This window comes from Hymenobacter setariae (assembly GCF_007713685.1).
In the GTDB taxonomy this organism is placed as follows: Bacteria; Bacteroidota; Bacteroidia; order Cytophagales; family Hymenobacteraceae; genus Hymenobacter; species Hymenobacter setariae.
This window is the reverse complement of the sequence record NZ_VMRJ01000001.1, coordinates 619000-638248: the sequence shown is the minus strand read 5'-3', so window position 1 is coordinate 638248 and position 19249 is coordinate 619000. Positions and strand designations below refer to the sequence as shown.

Genomic DNA, 19249 nt, shown 5'->3' with positions numbered 1-19249 from the left:
GGTCCCTAGGTCGGCAAGCTCAGCAAGACGACCTAGGGACAATGGGCTTACTTATCTCAAATCGACTTCATACCAGCCAGCTCCACGCGCGGCAGGGTAAGGGCAGATTCGGCTTGCAGGGCTACCAGCTCCGTCATGGGCTCGCTGGGGAAGAAGATGCCCGTCATGCAGGTCAGGCCGCCATCGGCAAACAGCTCGACGGAAGCTGCATCAACTAGCAGCGTGATTTCCTGGGTGGGGCCCGTGGCTAGGCGCGGGGCGCGGGCCACCTGCGCAAAGCCTTTATCGGCGGGCGCGAAGGCGATGTTGCCCGACTTGCTACGGTCGAGGTAATACTCTTTCTTGGCGTGGTCGTAGCCGATGGTCAGGCGCTCGTCGCGGTCGTTGCCGAGCACCACCGACCAGGTTTGAGCCTTAGGTACGGTAAAGTTGAGGCGGAAGCGCCCGGTGCGCGTCTTCAACTGCTTACCTAGGTCATAGCGGCCATTCACGGCCACGTTGCTGAGCGTCACGGGCTGGTCGTAGAGCTTGGCCAGGCCCGCGATGGGCTGCGAGGCCAGCTCCAGCTGGCCCGCCGCGCTGCGCAGGCGCAGGGTGCGCGGCACGGTCATGGCGCTGCGCCAAGGGTTGGTAGGCACCTGCTGGCCATAGTTCCAGTTGCTCATCCAGCCGATGAGCGTGACCGGGCTGCCGGCGGGCAGGTTGGTCCACGTTACGCCGGCGTAGTTGTCGGGGCCGTAGTCGAGCCAGTGCGTGCCGGGCTGGGTGGCCCGAAAGGTCTTGCCATCGAAGCTACCCACGAAGTACTGCGTGGCCGAGCCGCCGTTGGGGCCGCCGGGGTTCATGTTGACTATCAGTACGTCGTGCAGCTTTCCTTGCTCGTCGGGCACCTGTATCAGGTCGGGGCACTCCCACACGCCGCCGTGGCCCCCTAGGGTGCGGCCAAAGTCGCTTTCCTTGGTCCAGGCCAACAGGTTTTTGGAAGAGTAGAACTCGATGTGGTCGTGGGCCGATAAGGCCATCAACCACTTCTTGCCGGGCGCGTACCAGTTCACTTTGGGGTCGCGGAAGTCGCGGCTGCCTTGGTTTTTGAGCACCGGGTTCTGGGCGTATTTGGTCCAGGTTTGACCGTGGTCGAGGCTGTAGGCGAGGCTTTGGTTTTCTACATCTTGCCGGCCTAGCTTCTCCTTTTTCTCGCTGTGGCTGGTGTAAAGAGCCACCATAGCCGGGCGCCCGGGCTGGCCTAGGCCGCTGGTATTTTGGGCATCAAGTACTGCGCTGCCCGAAAAAATCAGCCCTAGGCTATCGGGGGCTAAGGCCGTGGGCTGCTGCTGCCAGTGTACCAAGTCGGTGCTGGTGGCGTGGCCCCAGTGAATATTGCCGGCTACTGGCGCCGTGGGGTTTTGCTGAAAAAATAGATGGTACGTGCCGTTCTCGTACATCAGCCCGTTGGGGTCATTCATCCAGTTTTCCTTAGGCGAAAAATGGAACTGCGGCCGGTAGGGCTCTTGGTAAGCAGCGGGCTTGGCGCTGGGCGAGGTAGCCGCGGAAGCTGGCGTTTGGCTTGTAGTCTCGGGATGCGAAGGGGCCGATTGGCAGGCGGCCAACGTGGCTAGTGCCAGGGCCAGGTATTTTTTGGGCATGGGCGGGAAAGAAAGAACGAAACCTTACTAGCTGAGAAAAAGCAAGGTAGTGCCAAGCGCCACAATGGGCCGCTATGCCAACCGCCGCTGCTGGCACAAATGCCCTAATCATGTACGGCATCAATTCAACTAAAAGCGGACCTTCGTGTGTTCTATTCACTGCCCGCTCATGTGCAGTGCCCTTATATCTTATGACACTTCCTGAAAACCTTCTTATTTCGCGCGGCGAAGTACTTGAGCAACTCGAAGGTTACCTGAAAGACAATATCTACGAGTTTCTGAAGCCCGTGGAAAAAAGCTGGCAGCCCGCCGATTTCTTGCCCGATTCGCGCCGCGATACCTTTTTCGATGAAGTGAAAGAGCTCCGCGAAAAAGCCGCCGCTTTGCCCTACGACCTGCTGGCCGTGCTCATTGGTGATACCATCACCGAGGAAGCGCTGCCCAACTACGAGGCGTGGTTTCATGAGATTGACAACATGAACCGCGACGACAACAACGGGTGGGCAAAGTGGATTCGGGGCTGGACGGCCGAGGAAAACCGCCACGGCGACTTGCTCAACCGCTACCTCTACCTCTGCGGCCGCGTGAACATGCGCGAGTTTGAGGTTTCGACGCAGCACCTCATCAACGACGGCTTCGACCTCGGTATGGCCCACGACCCGTACAAGTCGTTTGTGTACACCAGCTACCAGGAAATGGCCACCAACGTGTCGCACCGCCGCGTGGGCCAGCTGGCCCGCACCGCCGGCGACGACCAGCTCTCTAAAATCTGCGGCATGATTGCGGGCGACGAAAACCGCCACGCTCGTGCTTACAAAACCTTTGTGGACAAGATTTTCGAGCTTGACCCGAGCGAGATGATGCTGGCCTTCGAGGAAATGATGCGCAAGAAAATCGTGATGCCCGCCCACTACATGCGCGAGATGGGTGTGGACATTGGCAAGACCTTTGGCCACTTCACCGACGCTGCCCAGCGCCTAGGGGTGTACACCAGCAACGACTACACCGAGATTCTGGACACGCTCATCAGCGACTGGAAAATCGCCGACCGCACCGGCCTCACGCCGGCCGCCGAAAAGGGCCGCGACTACCTCATGGCCTTGCCCGCCCGCCTGCGCCGCGTGAGCGACCGCATGCCGGTGCCCAAGCTGGAGTACCAGTTCAAATGGATTAGCTAAGCAGTAAGCTACTTAGGAAGCAATGCTATAAAAGCCCCGGCTGCCCTGTGCAGCTGGGGCTTTTGGCTGCACAGGGGCACTCACAACCACCTGGGGATTGCCGCGTTAGGAGAAAAATACTATACTTCTTTTACTGATGGCAGAACAAACGCAAGCCGCTTACTATACCGAGTTTGGCGGCATTGATAAACTAAAAGTAGGCCCACTCGACCTTCCCGAAGTAGGTGAGGGCGAGGTACTCGTGCGCGTGAAAGCAGCAGGCATCAATCCAGTCGATTATGTGGTGCGCGAAGGGCATTTTCAGCAAGTGGTGACCAATGCCTTCCCGGCCGTGCCAGGCTGGGATGTGGCTGGCATCGTAGAGAAGCGCGGCCACGGCGCCTCACGCTTTGCCGAAGGCGCCGAGGTATATGGCTACGTGCGGCGCCTCGTGGTGCAGCACGGCACCTTTACGGAGCGGCTAGTAGTGCCCGAGTGCTACCTCGCTGCCCGGCCGCAGCACCTAAGCTGGGAGGAGGCCGGGGCGCTGCCGCTGGCGGGCCTCACGGCATACCAGTCGGTCATCAGGCCGGGCAGCTCAAGGCGGGCGAAACGGTGCTTATCCTAGGTGCCTCGGGCGGGGTGGGGGGCACCGCTATCCAGCTAGCCAAAAATGTTGGCGCTACCGTCATAGCCGTGGCTAGTGCCCAAAACGCCGACCACATGAAGGCACTAGGTGCCGATTTCACCATCGACTACAAGGCCGGGTCCGTGGCCGATGCTGTAAAAAAAGTAGCTCCCGACGGCGTAGACCTACTGTTCGATGCCGTAAGCGGCGACACGCTTACCCAAAGCCTAACCGCACTTAAGCCTAATGGCCGGCTCATTTCGGTGCTCAACGATGGCAAAGCGCTGCACCTGCCAGCCGGCGTGCGCTTTCAGCACGTGATGACCCAGCCCAGCGTGCCCGACCTCGACTTCTTGCGCGAGCTGGCTGATAGCGGCAAGCTCGAAGTACCCGTATCGGCCACTTTTGCCCTGGCCGATGTCAAGCAGGCGTTCGAGCAAATCGAAACCAAGCACACTACCGGCAAGGTGGTAATCGTGCCCTAGGGGCTGGCACTACCAAAAAAGGCCGGCTGCGTGCTACGCAGCCGGCCTTTTGTAGTGCTGTGAGGGGCTTGCTACTCCTCAATCTTCACACCCTTCCAGAAGGCAACCCGGCCCTTTATTTTTTCGGCAGCGGGGCTGGTTTCGGGGTAGTACCAGGCCGCATCTTTGTTTAGCTCATCTGCTACGCGCAGGGAGTAATAGCTGGCGCGGCCTTTCCAGGGGCAGGTGGTGTGGGCAATGCTATCCTCGAAGTACTCTTTCTTAAGTGAGTCGGCGGGAAAATAGTGGTTGTTTTCAACTACTACGGTGTCGTCGCTCTCGGCCACGACAGTGTTGTTCCAAATAGCTTTCATCAGAAGTAGGGTAAAGGGGGCTTGTGTGAGGCGCGGCTCAGAAGCTGACCTAGGGCGGCCTATGGCCTGCCCTAAGTCTCAAATTGAACATTGCCGCCGCAGCGCTTGTTTTCCTGGCCTATACGTTATTACCACTTCTATGGCTCTCGGCGTCCGCTTTCGTGATTTTGTGCCCGATGAAAACTCGGGCGATAAAGGCTTTGAACAGCTGCTCAAGCTGTTCATGCAATTGATAACCATCACCAGCGGTGATGTAGGCGAGGCGTTGCAGTGGCTCAATGAGCTCGACAAGCAGTATGGCCTCACCGACGACGACTACGGCATGGGCAACTTCATCGAGGACCTTAAGAAAAAAGGCTACATTGATGAAAATGAGCAGGAGCGCGGTGAACTGAAAATCACGGCCAAAACCGAGCAGAAAATTCGGAAGTCGGCGCTGGAGGAAATCTTCGGCAAACTCAAGAAAAGCAGTACCGGCAATCACCGCACGCCCCAAACCGGGCAGGGCGATGAGCAGAGCACCGACCTGCGCGAGTTCCGCTTCGGCGATTCGCTCGAGCAGATTCAGATGTCCGAGTCCATCCGCAATGCTCAGCTCAACCACGGCATGGACGGCGACAACTTTATGCTGACCGAGGGTGACCTAGAGGTACGCGAAAATGAGCATAAGTCGCAGACCAGCACGGTGCTGATGATTGACATCTCGCACTCGATGATACTCTACGGCGAAGACCGCATCACGCCTGCCAAAAAGGTAGCTATGGCCCTGGCCGAGCTCGTGAAGCAGAAATACCCAAAGGATACGCTCGATGTTATCGTGTTTGGCAACGACGCCTGGCAGATTGAGGTGAAGGACCTGCCTTACCTGCAAGTAGGACCCTACCACACTAACACCGTAGCTGGCCTAGAGCTGGCGATGGACCTGCTGCGCAAGCGCAAAACGCCTAACAAGCAGATTTTTATGATAACCGACGGCAAACCTACTTGCCTCAAGGAGCCAGGTGGCTATTATAAAAATTCGTTTGGACTAGACCGCAAGGTGGTTAATAAGACCTTAAACTTAGCCGCTGCCGCCCGCCGCGTCAAGATTCCAATTACCACTTTCATGATTACCTCTGACCCGTATTTGCAGAAGTTCGTAGAGGAATTTACGGAGGTCAACCAGGGTAAAGCCTATTATTCGGGCCTCAAAGGTCTTGGGCACCTAGTATTTGAGGATTATAAGAAAAATCGGCGCAAGTCACTGTAACGCAGGCGTACTGTAGTCCTGCATACGTTAAGACTAGCGTTTGGCTAGAAGGCGGCTTCCTTACATAGGAAGCCGCCTTTTTTATGGCTGATTCTCAGTTTGAGCTAAATAGCCTAAAGCTAATGCTAAGCAATATGACATTGTGTTTAAATAAGATAATACTGTGGGGTTTTAATTTAATAAATGTAATAATAATGGTACTATATCATGATAATAGTGGGTATATCATATTTGCTTATTGTTGGCTATTAAGTACTCAGCTACTTTTGTCCAAGATTTAGACAGAATTCTCATTTGTGTACTTTACTTGTGTTAAGTAATAATTGTATGAAAGAAAATTTTATTCACAATGTTTGTACTAAAGCAAGAATTTATTTATTCTTGCTGCCTTTTCTATTGAGCAAGTCAGTCTTGGCTCAGAATGCATGCGGTAGTATAGACCCAGCTGGTAACGCCTCGCAGTCGGGACTGTATGCCGAGTACTATACTGGTTATTGGTATGGCAGCGCTGCAGATAATGCTGGCCGCAGCGCATTTTTCACGAACAGAACGCCGGCCATCCGGCGGATAGAAACCACCGCAGCTGTGAATTATGCGGCCAACAACTCTTGGGGTGACCTGTATAACGGGGGCGCGGGCCCAGCGGGGGGCACAGCGGCTAACCCCGACAACTTCTCGGCCCGTTACCGGGGCGGGCTTAATATCCCGACAGCCGGCAGCTACACCTTCTACCTAAGCAGCGACGATGCGGGCTACCTCTGGATAGATGGCGATGCGCGGGCGCAAAACCCCTCGCTCGACAACGCCAATATTAAGATAACGGGCACCGGGACTGAAATTGCTTCTGGGGCGCTCACGCTCACGCAGGGCTACCACGATTTAGCCATCTTGTACGGCGAGAATACGGGGAATAACTACTTGATTTTGAAGTACACTGGTCCAGGCGTAACGACAAGAACGGTTGTGCCTAGCTCGTGGTTTTGCACAGGCATCCGGTCGGTGCCCACGGCGCTAACGTATGCGCCCGCCACTAGCCAGACCACCTATGGCACTGCTGGTAGCTCGGTAGCCCCCACAGTAGCTAATGGCAACTCACCCGTGACGAGCTATGCTATCACTAATGCTGGCAGCTTGCCGGCGGGCATCAGCATCAACACTACGACAGGCGTGCTCACGGCCGGTCCGACAGTGCTGCCAGGCGCATATGCCGTTGGCGTGTCGGCCACTAACACGTATGGCACAGCCGCATTCCCGAGCGTATATACATTTAACGTATACGCGCCGGGCTGCGCGGGCATCGACCCCTACGGCAATCCCTCGCAGCCTGGGCTGCTAGCCGAATATTATAAAGGGTACTTTGCCGACCAGCCAGGTTTTTTTACCAACAATACCGCGTATCCGCTTAATAGCACGAATAACCCGGCGCGCATTCAGCGGGTAGAAACGGCTCCCAACTACACCACCGATGGTGCTTGGAACGCCAGCGGCCTTGCCCTGTTCACGGCGGGAGTGGCTGGTGGTTCCGACGCGCAACCCTCTGCGTTTTCGGCTCGCTACCGCGGGCGCATCTATATCTCAACGGCTGGTGTTTATACTTTCTACCTGACCAGCGATGATGCTTCTTACCTGCTAATTGACGGCAACGCAACGGCCCAAACGGCTAGCGCTCCCTATACGGTCAATAACGGGGGTGGACACGGCACGAAAACAGTATCGGGCACCGCGGGCACTGCGACGGCCCCGCTGGCAGTGGGCTGGCACAACCTATTGTTGCTCTACGGCAATGACCCTAGCAGCAGCTACCTAAAGCTAGAGTACTCAGGAGCAGACAATAACAATACCCAGCAGGTTATTCCAACGGCAGTATTGTGCACAGGCATTCAATCGGTGCCGACCGGCCTAGCTTATTCGCCGGGCGCTACTACCTACGCCGCGGGCAGCACCGCTTCGTCGGCGGCCCCCACCGTATACAGCGGCAACACGACGCCCCTGACCTACGCCATCACTAACGCTGGTAGCTTGCCAGCGGGCATTACCATCAATCCGGCTACGGGCGTGCTCTCTGGTAATGGTACTGTTACGCCGGGGACGTACACCGTCAGCATGTCGGCAACGAATGCCTATGGTACGGCGGCTTTTCCTACGGTGTACACCTTCACAGTGCTAGCCCAAGGCTGCACTGGCAATGATGCAGGCGGGAATGCAGCACAGTCGGGCCTGTACGGCGAGTACTACACCGGGTACTTTGGCAATACCAACGGTACGGATACGGACGCCAACCTAGCGTTCTTCAACAATAACACGCCCAAACTCCAGGCGGTAGCGTCGACCTTGAATTACACTATCAACGCCTCCTGGAGCAGCACGGGGCTGAACCTGTTCACGGCGGGGGCAGCTTCTAACTCCGATGCCGCCCCCGCTACCTTCTCGGCGCGCTACCGGGGTCGTATCTACATCGCCACGCCAGGTACGTATACATTCTCGCTGAACAGCGACGATGGCTCCTATGTGTTTCTGGATGAAGCCGCTACTGCTACCACACTTACCATTGCCAGTGCTACCGTCAACAATGGCGGCCTGCATAGCTCGGGCACCACCAAGTCGGGCTCGAAAGACCTGACAGTTGGCTTGCACGATATTCTGGTGCTTTATGGCCAGAACCCTACCGACAGCTACCTCACGCTGCAATACGCCGGACCCGCAGGTAGCGGCATCAACCAGCAAATAGTGCCTACTACGGTACTGTGCTCGAGCAGCAGCCCCCGGCCCCTGCCCGTGACGCTCACGCGCTTCGAGGCCCAGGCCCTAGGTGCCGTAGTAGCCGTTAGCTGGACTACGGCCTCGGAGCAGAGCAGTGCCTCATTTGAGGTGGAGCGCTCGGCCGATGGCTTGGTATTCACTAAAATAGGGCAGCTAGCAGCGGCTGGCACTACCAGCCAAGGCCAGCAGTACCAGGTGCTGGACCGCGCCCCGCTGTCCGGTCTCAGCTACTACCGTCTGCGTCAGCTCGACCTAGGTGGCGCGGCGCACTACTCGCCCGTGGTGCCCGTGCAGTTGGCCTCTTCGGCTGCCCCGCGCCTAGCGCTGGCGCCCAATCCTACTACCGGCCGCGTAGCGGTGCAGTTGGTGCAGGCTACCGCCCAGGCCGCTACCTTGCAAGTACTCGATGCGCTGGGCCGCACCGTGTATCAGCAGGCCTTGCCTGCTACTGCTACCCAGGAGCATACGCTCGACCTACAGGCCTTGCCTGCTGGGGTGTATTTGGTACGGGTGACCTCGGCCGCCGGGATAGCTACCCAGCGTTTGGTGCGCCAGTAGGTTAGCTAATTATCAGTCTCTTAAAAAAGCCCTAGCAGTAAGCTGCTAGGGCTTTTTTTTAGGGGAAACAGTAGAAACGGGCGAGTGCAGCGCTAGCATATGGGCTAGCAGCGGCGCTACTCTGCCGCCATAAAGCAAACCTAGGTATAGATGTAGTGCAATTCTATATTGCAATAGCAACTTTATATTTAGGCCCTCAATTCCTTCTCCTGGCCCGCCCACATGCGAAATCTTTCCCTTTTTACACGCCTCGGCATCTTGCTCGCCGTAATCGCCGCTATATATTTTGTCGTGCTTTCCTTCGATAGCAGGCCAGAGCCAGCGGCCAACGCCTGGGCCGAAACCACGCCCTCGAGCACACCTAGGTCTACCTCCACCCCTGACCCTAGTGCCGAGGAGCCACCTGCACCTGCAGCAGCAGCTGCGCCAAGCGTTCGTACTGCTTTCAACTACCCCGCACCCAAGCCCGTGGGCGGTAAGTTGCGCGGCGTGGTAGAGCTCGGAGCAAGTGGCTTTAATTCTTTCGTGGTGCGCACCGATGCCCGCCGCAACTGGGAGCTGCAAAAGGCCGAATTTGATAACAGCCTGCTGATGGAAAATCTGGCCTCAAACGAAGAAATACGGCGGGGGCTGCGCGCCTATATCGCCAATATGCTGGATTACGGCGTGGGAGGCAGGGATATTCACTTCGTAGTGAGCTCGGGGGCCCTGAAAATGGCCGCTACCCACCGCATTGCTAAGGAGCTAACCCAAATGGGCTACGTGGTAAACCGCATGACACCCGAGAAGGAAGCGGCCCTAGGGCTGAGCGTGGCCATGCCTGCCCCCTTCGGCGAGCGGGCTTTTGTGGTGGATATTGGGTCGGGCGGTACCGAAATTTCGTGGCTGGCCGAGGGCAAGCCTAAGTCGGTGAGCACCTTCGGCTCAAAATATTATGAGTATGGAGCGGCCGATGATGTAGTGGCTGCCGACGTAAAGGCCAAAGCCCAACAGGTGCCCGCTAAGCTGCGCCAAACCTGCTTCATCATCGGCGGGGTGCCTTACGAGATGGCCAAGCAGGTGCGCCAGGGCAAGGAGCGCTATACCGTGCTCGACATGCCCGAAGCATATCAATTTGATAAAGCTAAATCCAAGGCCGGGCTGGTTATTTATCGCTCACTAGCCGAAGCTACTGGCTGCAAGCAGTTTGTGTTTGACTGGGACGCCAATTTCACGATTGGCTACCTGCTGTCGTTGCCCCCGCAATAGGGGCACGGATGGTAGCGGCCACGGCATAGGGCTGGGAGGCGGCGCAATAGGCACATAGGTGCCCTAAAACTCCACTGCGGCTGGCTGAACCTCAGGCCCCCTTAGTGGGTTTAAGACAGTAATGACACACGACGCTATTCGCACCCTGGGCCAACTGCGCGCCAGTGGCTACAAGCCCCGCTCCGTAAAAGAGGAATTGCGGGACAACCTCATCCAAAAACTTCGTAACAAAGAAGACGTTTTTCCGGGCATCTTCGGCTACGAAGAGACCGTGATTCCCGAGCTACAGCGCGCCATCTTGGCTGGGCACCACATCAACCTCCTAGGCTTGCGCGGACAGGCCAAAACCCGTATTGCGCGCTTACTTATCAACTTGCTTGATGAGTACGTGCCAGTTGTTGAGGGCTCGGAGCTGAACGATGACCCGCTGCAGCCGCTATCGGTATTTGCCCGCAACCTCATCGCTGAAAAAGGCGATGACACCCCCGTAGCTTGGTGGCACCGCCTCGACCGCTACACCGAGAAGCTGGCTACGCCCGACGTATCTGTGGCCGACCTCATCGGCGACGCTGACCCCATCAAAGCGGCCACGCTCAAGCTGCCTTATAGCGATGAGCGCGTGATTCACTTTGGCCTGATACCTAGGGCACACCGCGGCATTTTCGTAATCAACGAGCTGCCCGATTTGCAGGCCCGTATTCAGGTGTCGCTGTTCAACATCTTGCAGGAAGGCGACATTCAGATTCGTGGCTTCAAGGTGCGCTTGCCTTTGGATATTCAGTTTGTGTTCACGGCCAACCCTGAGGACTACACCAACCGCGGCAGCATCGTGACGCCCCTCAAGGACCGTATCGACGCTCAGATTATCACGCACTATCCCAAGTCGATAGAAATCGGCAAGCGCATTACCAAGCAGGAAGCCCGCATTAAAGAGGTGCAGAAAGGCATGGTAACCACCAACGAAATTGTGCATGACCTCGTGGAGCAAGTAGCTGTAGAGGCTCGCGGCTCCGAGTTTGTGGATGCTAAGTCGGGGGTATCGGCTCGCCTCACCATCTCGGCCTACGAGCAGGTGATTGCCGGCGCCGAGCGCCGCGCCCTCATCAATGGCGAAAAGAACACCTACGTGCGCGTAGCCGACTTTATTTCGGCCGTGCCAGCCATCACGGGTAAGGTCGAGCTGGTGTACGAAGGCGAGCAGGAAGGCGCTGGCATCGTGGCCGAGAAGCTGATGGGTAAAGCCATCCGTACGCTGTTCCTCCAATACTTCCCAGACCCCGACAAGGCCAAGAAACTCAAAAACCGCCCGTCGCCCTACAAGACGATACAGGAGTGGTTCGGCAACGGCAACACGCTGGATATCTTGCACGATGCCCACGTAAACGACTACCGCGCGGCCCTCGACAAAGTACCCGGCCTGCGCGATATCGTGAAGGAACTGCACCCCAAGGAGGACGCCGATACCACGTACTTCCTCATGGAGTTTTTGCTGCACGGCCTGGCCGAGCACTCGCTTATCTCGCGCAACCGCCTCACGGCCGGTGCGCAGTTCAAGGACCTGCTCTCGTCGATGTTCACCATGCCGAGCTTCGGCGATGACGACGATGACGAGGAAGAAGAAAAGCCCCGTCGCCGCCGCTAGGTAGTGTTTTAGGCTCTGTGAGTCCGTTCATAAGTAAAAAGCCCCGCGCATCGAAAGGTGCGCGGGGCTTTTTTAAATGGATAGCTGAGCGTTAATAACCGCTTTTAGCTTGTTGCTTACGGGCTTTCAGCTCTTGCTTAGCGCTCTTAAGCTGGTATTTCAAAGCTTTTTCTTTAGCTTTTTCGGTATCAACCAGTCGATTTTGGTCATCAACCTGGCGCTGTAAGTCATTGACACGCTGAGCTTGTTCGGCAATGAGTGGATTCCTGGAATTAGCATCGGAGCGAATCAAGGAGCAGCTTCCTAAAGAAAGGCTGGCGGCCAGCGCAAAGGCAAGTACTTGGCTAGGTCTTCTCATGGGTATAGAATTTGGCAAGAAAACAGGTTACTAAGAACCTTACTGAGCTTGTGTTGCTGAGCGACAAGTTCAATTAAATATGGTTTTCCTGCTATTAGTAATGCTAGCTTATACGTGGCTTCTGGCTAAATAATCAAGCCAAAACGAAAAAATGCCCGGAAGCTATTCCGGGCATTTCGTGTGAAGGCGAAAGGAGCACTACGAAGCAGCGTCGTCCTTCACTACAATCTTGGTGATTTCGTCGTTGCCGCGAATCTGGTCGATTACCTCATCACCTTCTACTACCTTACCGAATACCGTGTGCACGCGGTCAAGGTGAGCAGTGTTTTGGCGGTTGTGCACGATGAAAAACTGCGAGCCGCCAGTGTCTTTGCCAGCGTGGGCCATGCTCAGCACGCCACGGTCGTGGTACTGGTTGTTGCCGCTGGTTTCGCACTTGATTTTGTAGCCGGGGCCGCCGGTGCCGGGCATGCCCTTGGCGCCGGGCTTGGTGTTGGGGTCGCCGCCCTGAATCATAAAATTCGGAATGACGCGGTGAAACTTGGTGCCATCATAGAAGCCCTTCTCGGCCAAGTCGATAAAGTTCTTAACAGTGTTAGGAGCGTCTTGCTCGTAGAACTCAACTTTCATAACGCCCTTGGGCGTGTGGATTTCGGCAGTTTTCATGCGGGTGGATGGTGTTGAAAAAGCCAGCTACGCGCTGGCTCAGCAAAAGTAAAAACGGCAGCCCGGCCGCAGGGTTTAGGATAACCTAGGGCGGCTACTGCTACGTAAGCCAAACAGTACGCCGCTGGTTTTGCTTAGCGGCAAAATTTCACCTCACTTTTTTTATGACTAACCTTTTCCGCCACCTGCCCGCTGCCGCTATGGCGGCCCTGCTACTGACTTCGTGTGGTGGCACCGACCAAAAAGAAACCCCTACCGCCGAAGAAGCTGCTGCGGCTAAGGCCACGGCTGACTCGGCCGCCATGCCCACCGACTCGCTGCGCATGGCTAAGCCCGGCGGGGTGATGGTGGACGGGGTAGCTATGACTGCCGACAAAGACATTGTGGAGAACGCTGCGCAGGCCAAGAGCGTGAGCACGCTCGTGAAACTCGTGACCAACGCGGGCCTCGTCGAAACACTGAAAGGTACCGGCCCCTTCACCGTATTTGCTCCAACCAACGCCGCCTTCGACAAGCTGCCCAAAGCAGCCCTAGCTAGCCTGCAAGACCCTGCTAGCTTAGCCAAGCTCAAAGGGGTGCTGACCTATCACGTTATTCCAGGCCGCATTTTGGCCGCCGATATTCGGGATGGCCAGGAGATAACCACCGTGAACGGCGAGAAGCTACACTTCACCGTGAAAGACGGTAAAGTAATGGTTAGCAATGGCAAAGACGCCTCAGCTACGGTGCAGATTGCCGACGTTATTTCTAAAAACGGTGTCACCCACGTTATTGATGGCGTGGTGTTGCCGCTGGCGAAGTAAAAAGCAACTAGCATAAGGGGTAATGCGCGTACTGCTTATTTAGCAATACGCGCATTACCCCTTATGCTAGTTGCTTTTTAAAGTCCCGCATCTTCCGACACGCGCTTGGCGAAGCTCGCCCAGTCTACATCGGGCTCCCCTAGGGCCACGGTGGCGGTGAGGCGGTCGCGAATGAGGTTGGCGAAGGGCATGGGCATGTCATTTTTATAGGCCTCCTGCACCACCAAGTTCATGTCCTTGCGGATGATGGCTGGCGGCGCGCCCACCGGCTGGTAGTGCTGCTCGGCAATGAGCTTGCCGTAGCTCTTGTAAATAGGGTTGTTGAAAAGCGTGCTGGTGAGCATCTCGTAGAAGCCTACGCGGTCTAGCCCACACTTTTCGGCTAGCGTCAGGGCCTCCGCCATGCCTTCTATCACAGTACCTAGGAGGAAGTTGCCGCAAAGCTTAGCTACGCTGGCCGCGCCGGGGTCGTCGCCAAAATTGTGGGTGCCCTGGCCAATGGCGGCTTGCGCGGCTTTCAGGCGCTCACGGGCCTCTGCAGGGCCCGATGAACCAACCCAGAGCTTACCAGCGGCAGCCACATCGGGCTTGCCAAACACTGGCGAAGCTACCAGAAAAGAGCCGTGAGCGCGGTGCGCCTCAGCCAAGCGGCGGTTGGTGTCGGGAGCTACTGTGCTGCACGAGGCGTGGATGGCACCGGGCTTTAGCGCATGAATGAAACCGTCGGGACCCGTCGTGATTTCTTCGAGGGCCTTGTCGTCGGTCAGCATCGTGAATACGATGTCAGCATCACGCACAGCCTCGGCGGGAGTGGTGGCCACAGTGGCACCTTGCTGGCGCAGTGGCTCGGCCTTGGCGGCAGTGCGGTTATAGACGGTGAGCGGAAAGCCAGCCTTAAGCAGGTTGGTGGCCATAGCGGCGCCCATGCTGCCTAGGCCTAGGAAGGCAATTTTATCAGCCATGAAAAGTAGAGAAAGCTTGAAATGGCTGAGTGTACGCGGAAACTAGGGCGCAGGGCTAGCCGCGACTGAGTCGGCAGGCGCAGGCCTAGGTGGCTCGGGGGCCGAGGCCGCGCTGTCTAAGCGCACTGGCGCCGACTCGGCTCGGCGGGCCGCTTCATGGTCTTCGTAGTTGGCATCGGGTGCCGCAGCTTCGCGCACCAGGGATGTATCTGGCACCGTCAAACCCGTGTGCGCCACGCTGTCATAAATAATAACGGGAGATGGTACTAGGTCTTCCTCGGGTTGGTAGACGGGCGCCGCCCGGCGGGGGGCCGTGGTGAGCGGCTTACTTTGAGAGGGGTGTAGCCAGCGGGCCAGGCCAACTCCGCCCGCACCTAGGATGCCCACGGCCAGGGCTATCAGGCCCCAGCGCTCGGCCTGCTGCATGCGCCGATAAGCTACTTTGGGAGGCGTTGCGCGCCCTGAAGCCTGCCTAGGTGCCGCCACGGGCTGGCTAGCAGGCCGAGCGGGCACGGCCACCGGCGCCGCGCGCAACTGCTGGCTAAGCTGCTCTAGCTGCCGGAGGCGGGCGTCAAGTTCCTGGTTGCGGGCCGTGAGCTCGGCGCGGGCAGTGTGCAGCGATTCTTCTAGGGCCGCTTTGGCGGCTAGCTCGGCTTGGCGCTCGGCGGCGGGCTGGCCAGCTTGCGCCAACTGCTGCCGCAGCTGGGCTAGCTCCTGCGTGCGGGTAGCCTCGCGGGCGGCAGCCTCTTGGCGCTGCTGCTGAAGCTCGGCCAGCAGCTCTTGGCGCAGCTGGTGCAGGCGCGCTTGCTCCTGCTCGTCGCGCAGGGCAGGGTCGGGTAGGAGCGGGGCGCTCCCATAGGGCGGGTCAGCAGGAATATCTTCGGCCCCAAGCCAGCGCCAAAGCTGCTGCAGCTTCTGCTTTAGCAAGGCCGGCAGGTCGTCGAATAGGCCAATAGGTATGCCCTGCTCGTGGGCAACGTAGGGCTCGCGGGCCAGGTATTCGCCCCAGTCTAGTAGCTCGTCTTCGTTGAGTGCGGCCGATGCCGCTGGTAGTTGATGCAAGCGCGCGAGGAACTGCTCAACTCCGCCCACTAGCTGAAAATCAGTAGCTGCCGTGTGGCGATGTAGCTGCGTCTCTACCCCCGGCCCAAAGGTGAGCGGCGCCTCAAATAGCGCAAAGCCCGTGCAGGGCGGCAACTCCTCTTCAGGCAAGCCTAGGTGTTCACTCAGCCAAGCCAGTGCCAGTGGTAATTGCTGCTGGTAGTGCACAAAGGGGTTGTCAGCGTCCGTAAAGCCCGGCAGCGGCTGCCCGTCAAGCTGCCAGCTTCCGTGGGTTAGCGCCGGTATCGTGAGCTGCCCGGCCTGGGGCAGCAGCACCCCGAACGCTAGGCTGGTGGGTTGGACCACAATGATATCTGCCTGGGCAGGCGAAAAAGCTCCTAGGTTGCCTAGCAGTACAGTAGCTGGCATATCGGCCTCGTTCTCAAAGGCGGCTAGCACCGCTTCGTACTGCCGCTGGCGGCCGGCATCGCCGAAGGGTACGGGTAAGACGCTGACCAGCATAGCGGTGAAGGCTAGTGTTTTGAAAGAGTGAAGATAAAAACTGTCCTTGCGCGTAGCGAAGCAATTGTACTTGTTGAGCCGCGCCGTTCGGGTTCTGCTTGGGTGCGATTGCTTCGCTGCACGTGCAAGGACAATCTTAACTAATGCCGGTTGTCCTCGTCGGCCAGCATACTTACGTAGCTTTCGTAGCGGGGCACGGCCAGGCGGCCCTGGTCTACAGCCTCTATTACGGCGCAGCCGGGCTCGTGCACGTGGCGGCAGTTATGATAGCGGCACTGGTTGAGCAGCGCCCGCATCTCGGGAAAGTAGCCTGCCAGCTCGGCCGCGGGTACATCTACCAGCCCTAGTTCTTTAATGCCGGGCGTGTCGATGAGGTAGGTGCCGGGCTCCACTTCCAGCATTTCGGCGAAGGTAGTGGTGTGCTTGCCCTTATCAGAAAATGCGCTGATTTCGGCCGTTTTCAAGTCCAGGTCGGGCACTAGGGCATTGATAAGTGTGCTTTTGCCCACGCCTGAGTGCCCCGAAAGCAGCGAAGTCTTGCCCGGCAACAAAGCGGCTACGGCAGCTACGTTGTCGCCCGATTCGGCGGCGCACAGTACGCTAGGGTAGCCCACGCTGGCGTACATGCCGGCTATTTGGCGCTGGTAGTCGAGCGTGTCTTCATCGTACAAATCCGACTTGTTGAAAATCAATAGCGCCGGAATATGATACGCCTCGGCCGTCACCAGAAAACGGTCGATAAACCCGAACGAGGTAGCTGGCGACACCAGCGTGACCACCAGCAACGCCTGGTCTAGGTTAGCTGCCACGATGTGGGCGTGCTCGCTTTTGTGCACCGAGCGACGGATAATGTAGTTGCGCCGCGCCGCGATGGTATGAATCACGCCCGCGCCCTCCGACTGCTCGGGTAAGTCAAACTCCACCCCGTCGCCCACAGCCAGCGGGTTGCTCACTTTCAGGCCTTTATTCTTGAACTTGCCTCGCAAACGGCAGCGGTAGAGCTCGCCTGTTTCATGGCCGCGCACCACGTACCACGAGCCGGTAGATTTAATGATGGTTCCGGTCATATCGGGTTGGGCCTTGGAGATGACAATTAGCAAACGCAGTACAAAGACACGTTCACAATTGCATCGCCCGTCTAATTTTTACTCCTTAACTCTTAATTCTCTTAAAATGCGCCCGGTGGCCCCGGCGTGCTGGTGCACGTAGTCGAGGCTTATGTCTTGTACCGAGAGGCGGGCTGCTTCATTGTAATAGAGCTTATCAAACGCCGCTTCCAGCTCGTGAGCCGAGCGAGCCGAAAAAGCGCACCCTAGGTCCACCAACGCCACGGCTTCCTGAAACCGCTCGTAGCGCGGCCCAAAAAACACCGGCAGCCCGAAGGCCGCCGCTTCCAGCGTGTTGTGCAGGCCCGCCCCGAAAGCGCCGCCTACGTAGGCAAATCGACCAAAGCGGTAGAGCTGACTCAGCAGCCCCACGTTGTCGATGAGTAGCAACCGCGCCTCGGCCACAGTAGCGGGCGTGGCCTGCGAGTAGCGCACCGTGAGGCCCGGCATGGCGGCTTCTACTTCCTGCAAATGCGTTTCTGACACCTCGTGCGGCGCCACGATAAAGCGCATGGTGCGCGCGTGCTTGCGCAGCAACGGCGCCAGGGCAGGTAGGTCTTCGGGCCAAGTGCTGCCGGCCACGAGCACGGGCGCCCCGTCGGCCACAAAAGCTTCGACGAGCGGCAGCGACCTAGGCGGCGCGGCGGCCGTGGCCGCCACGGTGTCAAAGCGCGTATCGCCGGCCACGCGCACCCGCTTCAGGCCAATGCCGCGCAGCAACTCGGCCGACTCTTCATTTTGAGTGAAGATGAAGCTGAGCTGGCTGAGAATCTGCCGGAAGAAGCCGCCCCAGGGCTTGAAAAAAACCTGGCTAGGCCGGAAGATGGCCGCCACTACCACTGCTGGAATGCTTTGCTCGCGCAGTTCGCGCAGGTAGTAGTACCAAAACTCGTACTTCACGAATACGGCCAGCGCGGGCCGCACTGCCGCCACAAACTGGCGGGCGTGCTCGGCGGTGTCGAGCGGCAGGTAGAAGACGTAGTTGGCTCCCGCCCAGTTCTTGCGCACCTCGTAGCCCGAGGGCGAGAAAAATGTCAGCACTATTTTGTGGCCGGGGTACTGCCGCCGCAGCCCCTCAATGAGCGGCCGCCCCTGCTCAAACTCACCTAGGGAGGCGCAGTGCACCCACAGGCGCGGCGCCGTTTCGGCCCCTATGGCCTGCTCGATGCGTGGTAGCAAGCCCTGGCGGCCCGCTACCCAGGCCGCCGCCTTAGGGTTGAAAGGAGCTACCAACCGCAGCAGCAGCGCATACAGGGCCAAGCCCAACGAATATAAGAAACGCAAAAACAACAGCCCCGCCCGGCATCAGGCCGGGCGGGGCTGCAAAATTAAGTTAAGAGTTAGGAGTTGCTGGTTGGGGCCGCTTGGTTCTAGCACCCCCTCAACTTCTAACTCATGATTTTTAGCTATTTGTCCGCTTCCCAGTTAGCGGGGCAGGTTTCGCCGTGCTCCTCAAAATGTTGGAGGGCATCGACCATGCGCAACGCATCTGAAATGCGGCGACCTAGGAACCGGTCATTGACGAGCTGGTGGCGCACAATGCCGTCGCGGTCAATTAGAAACAAGCCCCGATAAGCCACTGGTGAGCCTACAAAGACCATCTCGCCGGCTTCGTTATAGTCGTAATGGCCGGCCAGCACGTCGTAGTTGGCCGAAATGGTTTTGGTCGCGTCGGCCACCAGCGGGAAGGTAGTGCCCGCAATACCACCCGAGTCGCGCGGCATGCGCAGCCACGCCTGGTGCGTTTGGTGCGAGTCGGTGCTGCACCCTACTACGGCCACGCCTCGGCGCTCAAATTCGGGCAGCATTTCCTGAAAAGCGTACAGCTCGGTCGGGCAGAGGCCCGAAAAATCGGCTGGGTAGAAGAACAGCAGCACGTAGCGCTTGCCTAGGTAGCGGTCGAGCGAAAATTCTTCTTCGACCTGGGTGCCAATGACGGCGGTAGCTTTAAAGGAAGGGGCGCGCTTGCCCACGAGAACGGCCATGAGTAGAAAGGTAAAGCGGTTGCGTACAAATGCGCCTGCTTACTCCAAATTTGCGTCGGCGGTTGCTTACTAGCTCACTACTT

The 19249-nt window shown here is 57.9% G+C and carries 17 protein-coding genes; 8 read left to right on the top strand and 9 right to left on the bottom strand.

Annotated elements, in window-relative coordinates:
• Window positions 1-56: 56 nt before the first annotated feature.
• A complete protein-coding gene (locus FNT36_RS02685) occupies window positions 57-1643 on the bottom strand; it encodes a glycoside hydrolase family 32 protein (protein ID WP_144843999.1) in 1587 nt (528 codons plus the stop codon).
• 191 nt (window positions 1644-1834) lie between these two features.
• Between FNT36_RS02685 and FNT36_RS02680 the strand changes: the two genes are divergently transcribed.
• The 3 genes from FNT36_RS02680 (at window position 1835) to FNT36_RS25315 (ending at window position 3913) form a co-directional block, all read left to right on the top strand.
• Complete coding sequence (locus FNT36_RS02680) at window positions 1835-2821, top strand: acyl-ACP desaturase (RefSeq protein ID WP_144843996.1); 987 nt, start codon at window positions 1835-1837, stop codon at window positions 2819-2821.
• A 136-nt stretch (window positions 2822-2957) separates the two neighbouring features.
• Complete coding sequence (locus tag FNT36_RS25320; RefSeq protein ID WP_233635622.1) at window positions 2958-3428, top strand: alcohol dehydrogenase catalytic domain-containing protein; 471 nt, start codon at window positions 2958-2960, stop codon at window positions 3426-3428.
• Between the two features lie 68 nt (window positions 3429-3496).
• On the top strand, window positions 3497-3913 hold the full coding sequence (locus FNT36_RS25315; protein ID WP_233635621.1) for a zinc-binding dehydrogenase: 417 nt from the start codon (window positions 3497-3499) through the stop codon (window positions 3911-3913).
• 71 nt (window positions 3914-3984) lie between these two features.
• On the opposite strand, the gene FNT36_RS02670 is transcribed toward FNT36_RS25315, so the two are convergent.
• A complete protein-coding gene (locus FNT36_RS02670; protein ID WP_233635620.1) occupies window positions 3985-4266 on the bottom strand; it encodes a DUF427 domain-containing protein in 282 nt (93 codons plus the stop codon).
• Window positions 4267-4405: 139 nt separating this feature from the next.
• Between FNT36_RS02670 and FNT36_RS02665 the strand changes: the two genes are divergently transcribed.
• The 4 genes from FNT36_RS02665 to FNT36_RS02650 all read left to right on the top strand — a co-directional run bounded on the left by FNT36_RS02665 (window position 4406) and on the right by FNT36_RS02650 (window position 11723).
• Complete coding sequence (locus FNT36_RS02665) at window positions 4406-5515, top strand: vWA domain-containing protein (protein WP_144843989.1); 1110 nt, start codon at window positions 4406-4408, stop codon at window positions 5513-5515.
• A 396-nt stretch (window positions 5516-5911) separates the two neighbouring features.
• Window positions 5912-8833 (top strand): PA14 domain-containing protein, encoded by a 2922-nt coding sequence (locus FNT36_RS02660; RefSeq protein WP_233635619.1) that lies wholly within the window; start codon window positions 5912-5914, stop codon window positions 8831-8833.
• Window positions 8834-9055: 222 nt separating this feature from the next.
• Entirely contained in the window at window positions 9056-10081 is a 1026-nt protein-coding gene (locus FNT36_RS02655; RefSeq protein ID WP_144843983.1) for a hypothetical protein, read from the top strand.
• 121 nt (window positions 10082-10202) lie between these two features.
• Complete coding sequence (locus FNT36_RS02650) at window positions 10203-11723, top strand: sigma 54-interacting transcriptional regulator (protein ID WP_144843980.1); 1521 nt, start codon at window positions 10203-10205, stop codon at window positions 11721-11723.
• A 91-nt stretch (window positions 11724-11814) separates the two neighbouring features.
• On the opposite strand, the gene FNT36_RS02645 is transcribed toward FNT36_RS02650, so the two are convergent.
• Together FNT36_RS02645 and FNT36_RS02640 are read right to left on the bottom strand one after the other, a co-directional pair.
• Window positions 11815-12081, bottom strand: coding sequence for a hypothetical protein (locus tag FNT36_RS02645; RefSeq protein WP_144843977.1), 267 nt, complete (start codon window positions 12079-12081; stop codon window positions 11815-11817).
• Between the two features lie 198 nt (window positions 12082-12279).
• The gene (locus tag FNT36_RS02640) at window positions 12280-12747 is read right to left on the bottom strand and encodes a peptidylprolyl isomerase (RefSeq protein WP_144843974.1); all 468 of its coding nucleotides are present in this window, start codon (window positions 12745-12747) and stop codon (window positions 12280-12282) included.
• A 164-nt stretch (window positions 12748-12911) separates the two neighbouring features.
• Between FNT36_RS02640 and FNT36_RS02635 the strand changes: the two genes are divergently transcribed.
• Entirely contained in the window at window positions 12912-13550 is a 639-nt protein-coding gene (locus FNT36_RS02635; protein WP_144843971.1) for a fasciclin domain-containing protein, read from the top strand.
• A gap of 77 nt (window positions 13551-13627) precedes the next feature.
• Here the strand turns inward: FNT36_RS02635 and FNT36_RS02630 are convergent, their stop codons facing one another.
• From FNT36_RS02630 to FNT36_RS02610, 5 genes are all read right to left on the bottom strand, one after another.
• On the bottom strand, window positions 13628-14512 hold the full coding sequence (locus tag FNT36_RS02630) for an NAD(P)-dependent oxidoreductase (protein ID WP_144843968.1): 885 nt from the start codon (window positions 14510-14512) through the stop codon (window positions 13628-13630).
• Window positions 14513-14554: 42 nt separating this feature from the next.
• The gene (locus FNT36_RS02625) at window positions 14555-16075 is read right to left on the bottom strand and encodes a hypothetical protein (protein ID WP_144843965.1); all 1521 of its coding nucleotides are present in this window, start codon (window positions 16073-16075) and stop codon (window positions 14555-14557) included.
• Between the two features lie 140 nt (window positions 16076-16215).
• Window positions 16216-17142 carry a ribosome small subunit-dependent GTPase A gene (gene rsgA / locus FNT36_RS02620; protein ID WP_144843962.1) on the bottom strand — a complete coding sequence of 309 codons (927 nt, stop codon included), beginning with the start codon at window positions 17140-17142 and terminating at the stop codon, window positions 16216-16218.
• Between the two features lie 78 nt (window positions 17143-17220).
• Complete coding sequence (locus FNT36_RS02615) at window positions 17221-18465, bottom strand: 3-deoxy-D-manno-octulosonic acid transferase (protein ID WP_144843959.1); 1245 nt, start codon at window positions 18463-18465, stop codon at window positions 17221-17223.
• A 122-nt stretch (window positions 18466-18587) separates the two neighbouring features.
• Window positions 18588-19166, bottom strand: coding sequence for a peroxiredoxin (locus tag FNT36_RS02610; protein ID WP_144843956.1), 579 nt, complete (start codon window positions 19164-19166; stop codon window positions 18588-18590).
• Between the last annotated feature and the right edge of the window lie 83 nt (window positions 19167-19249).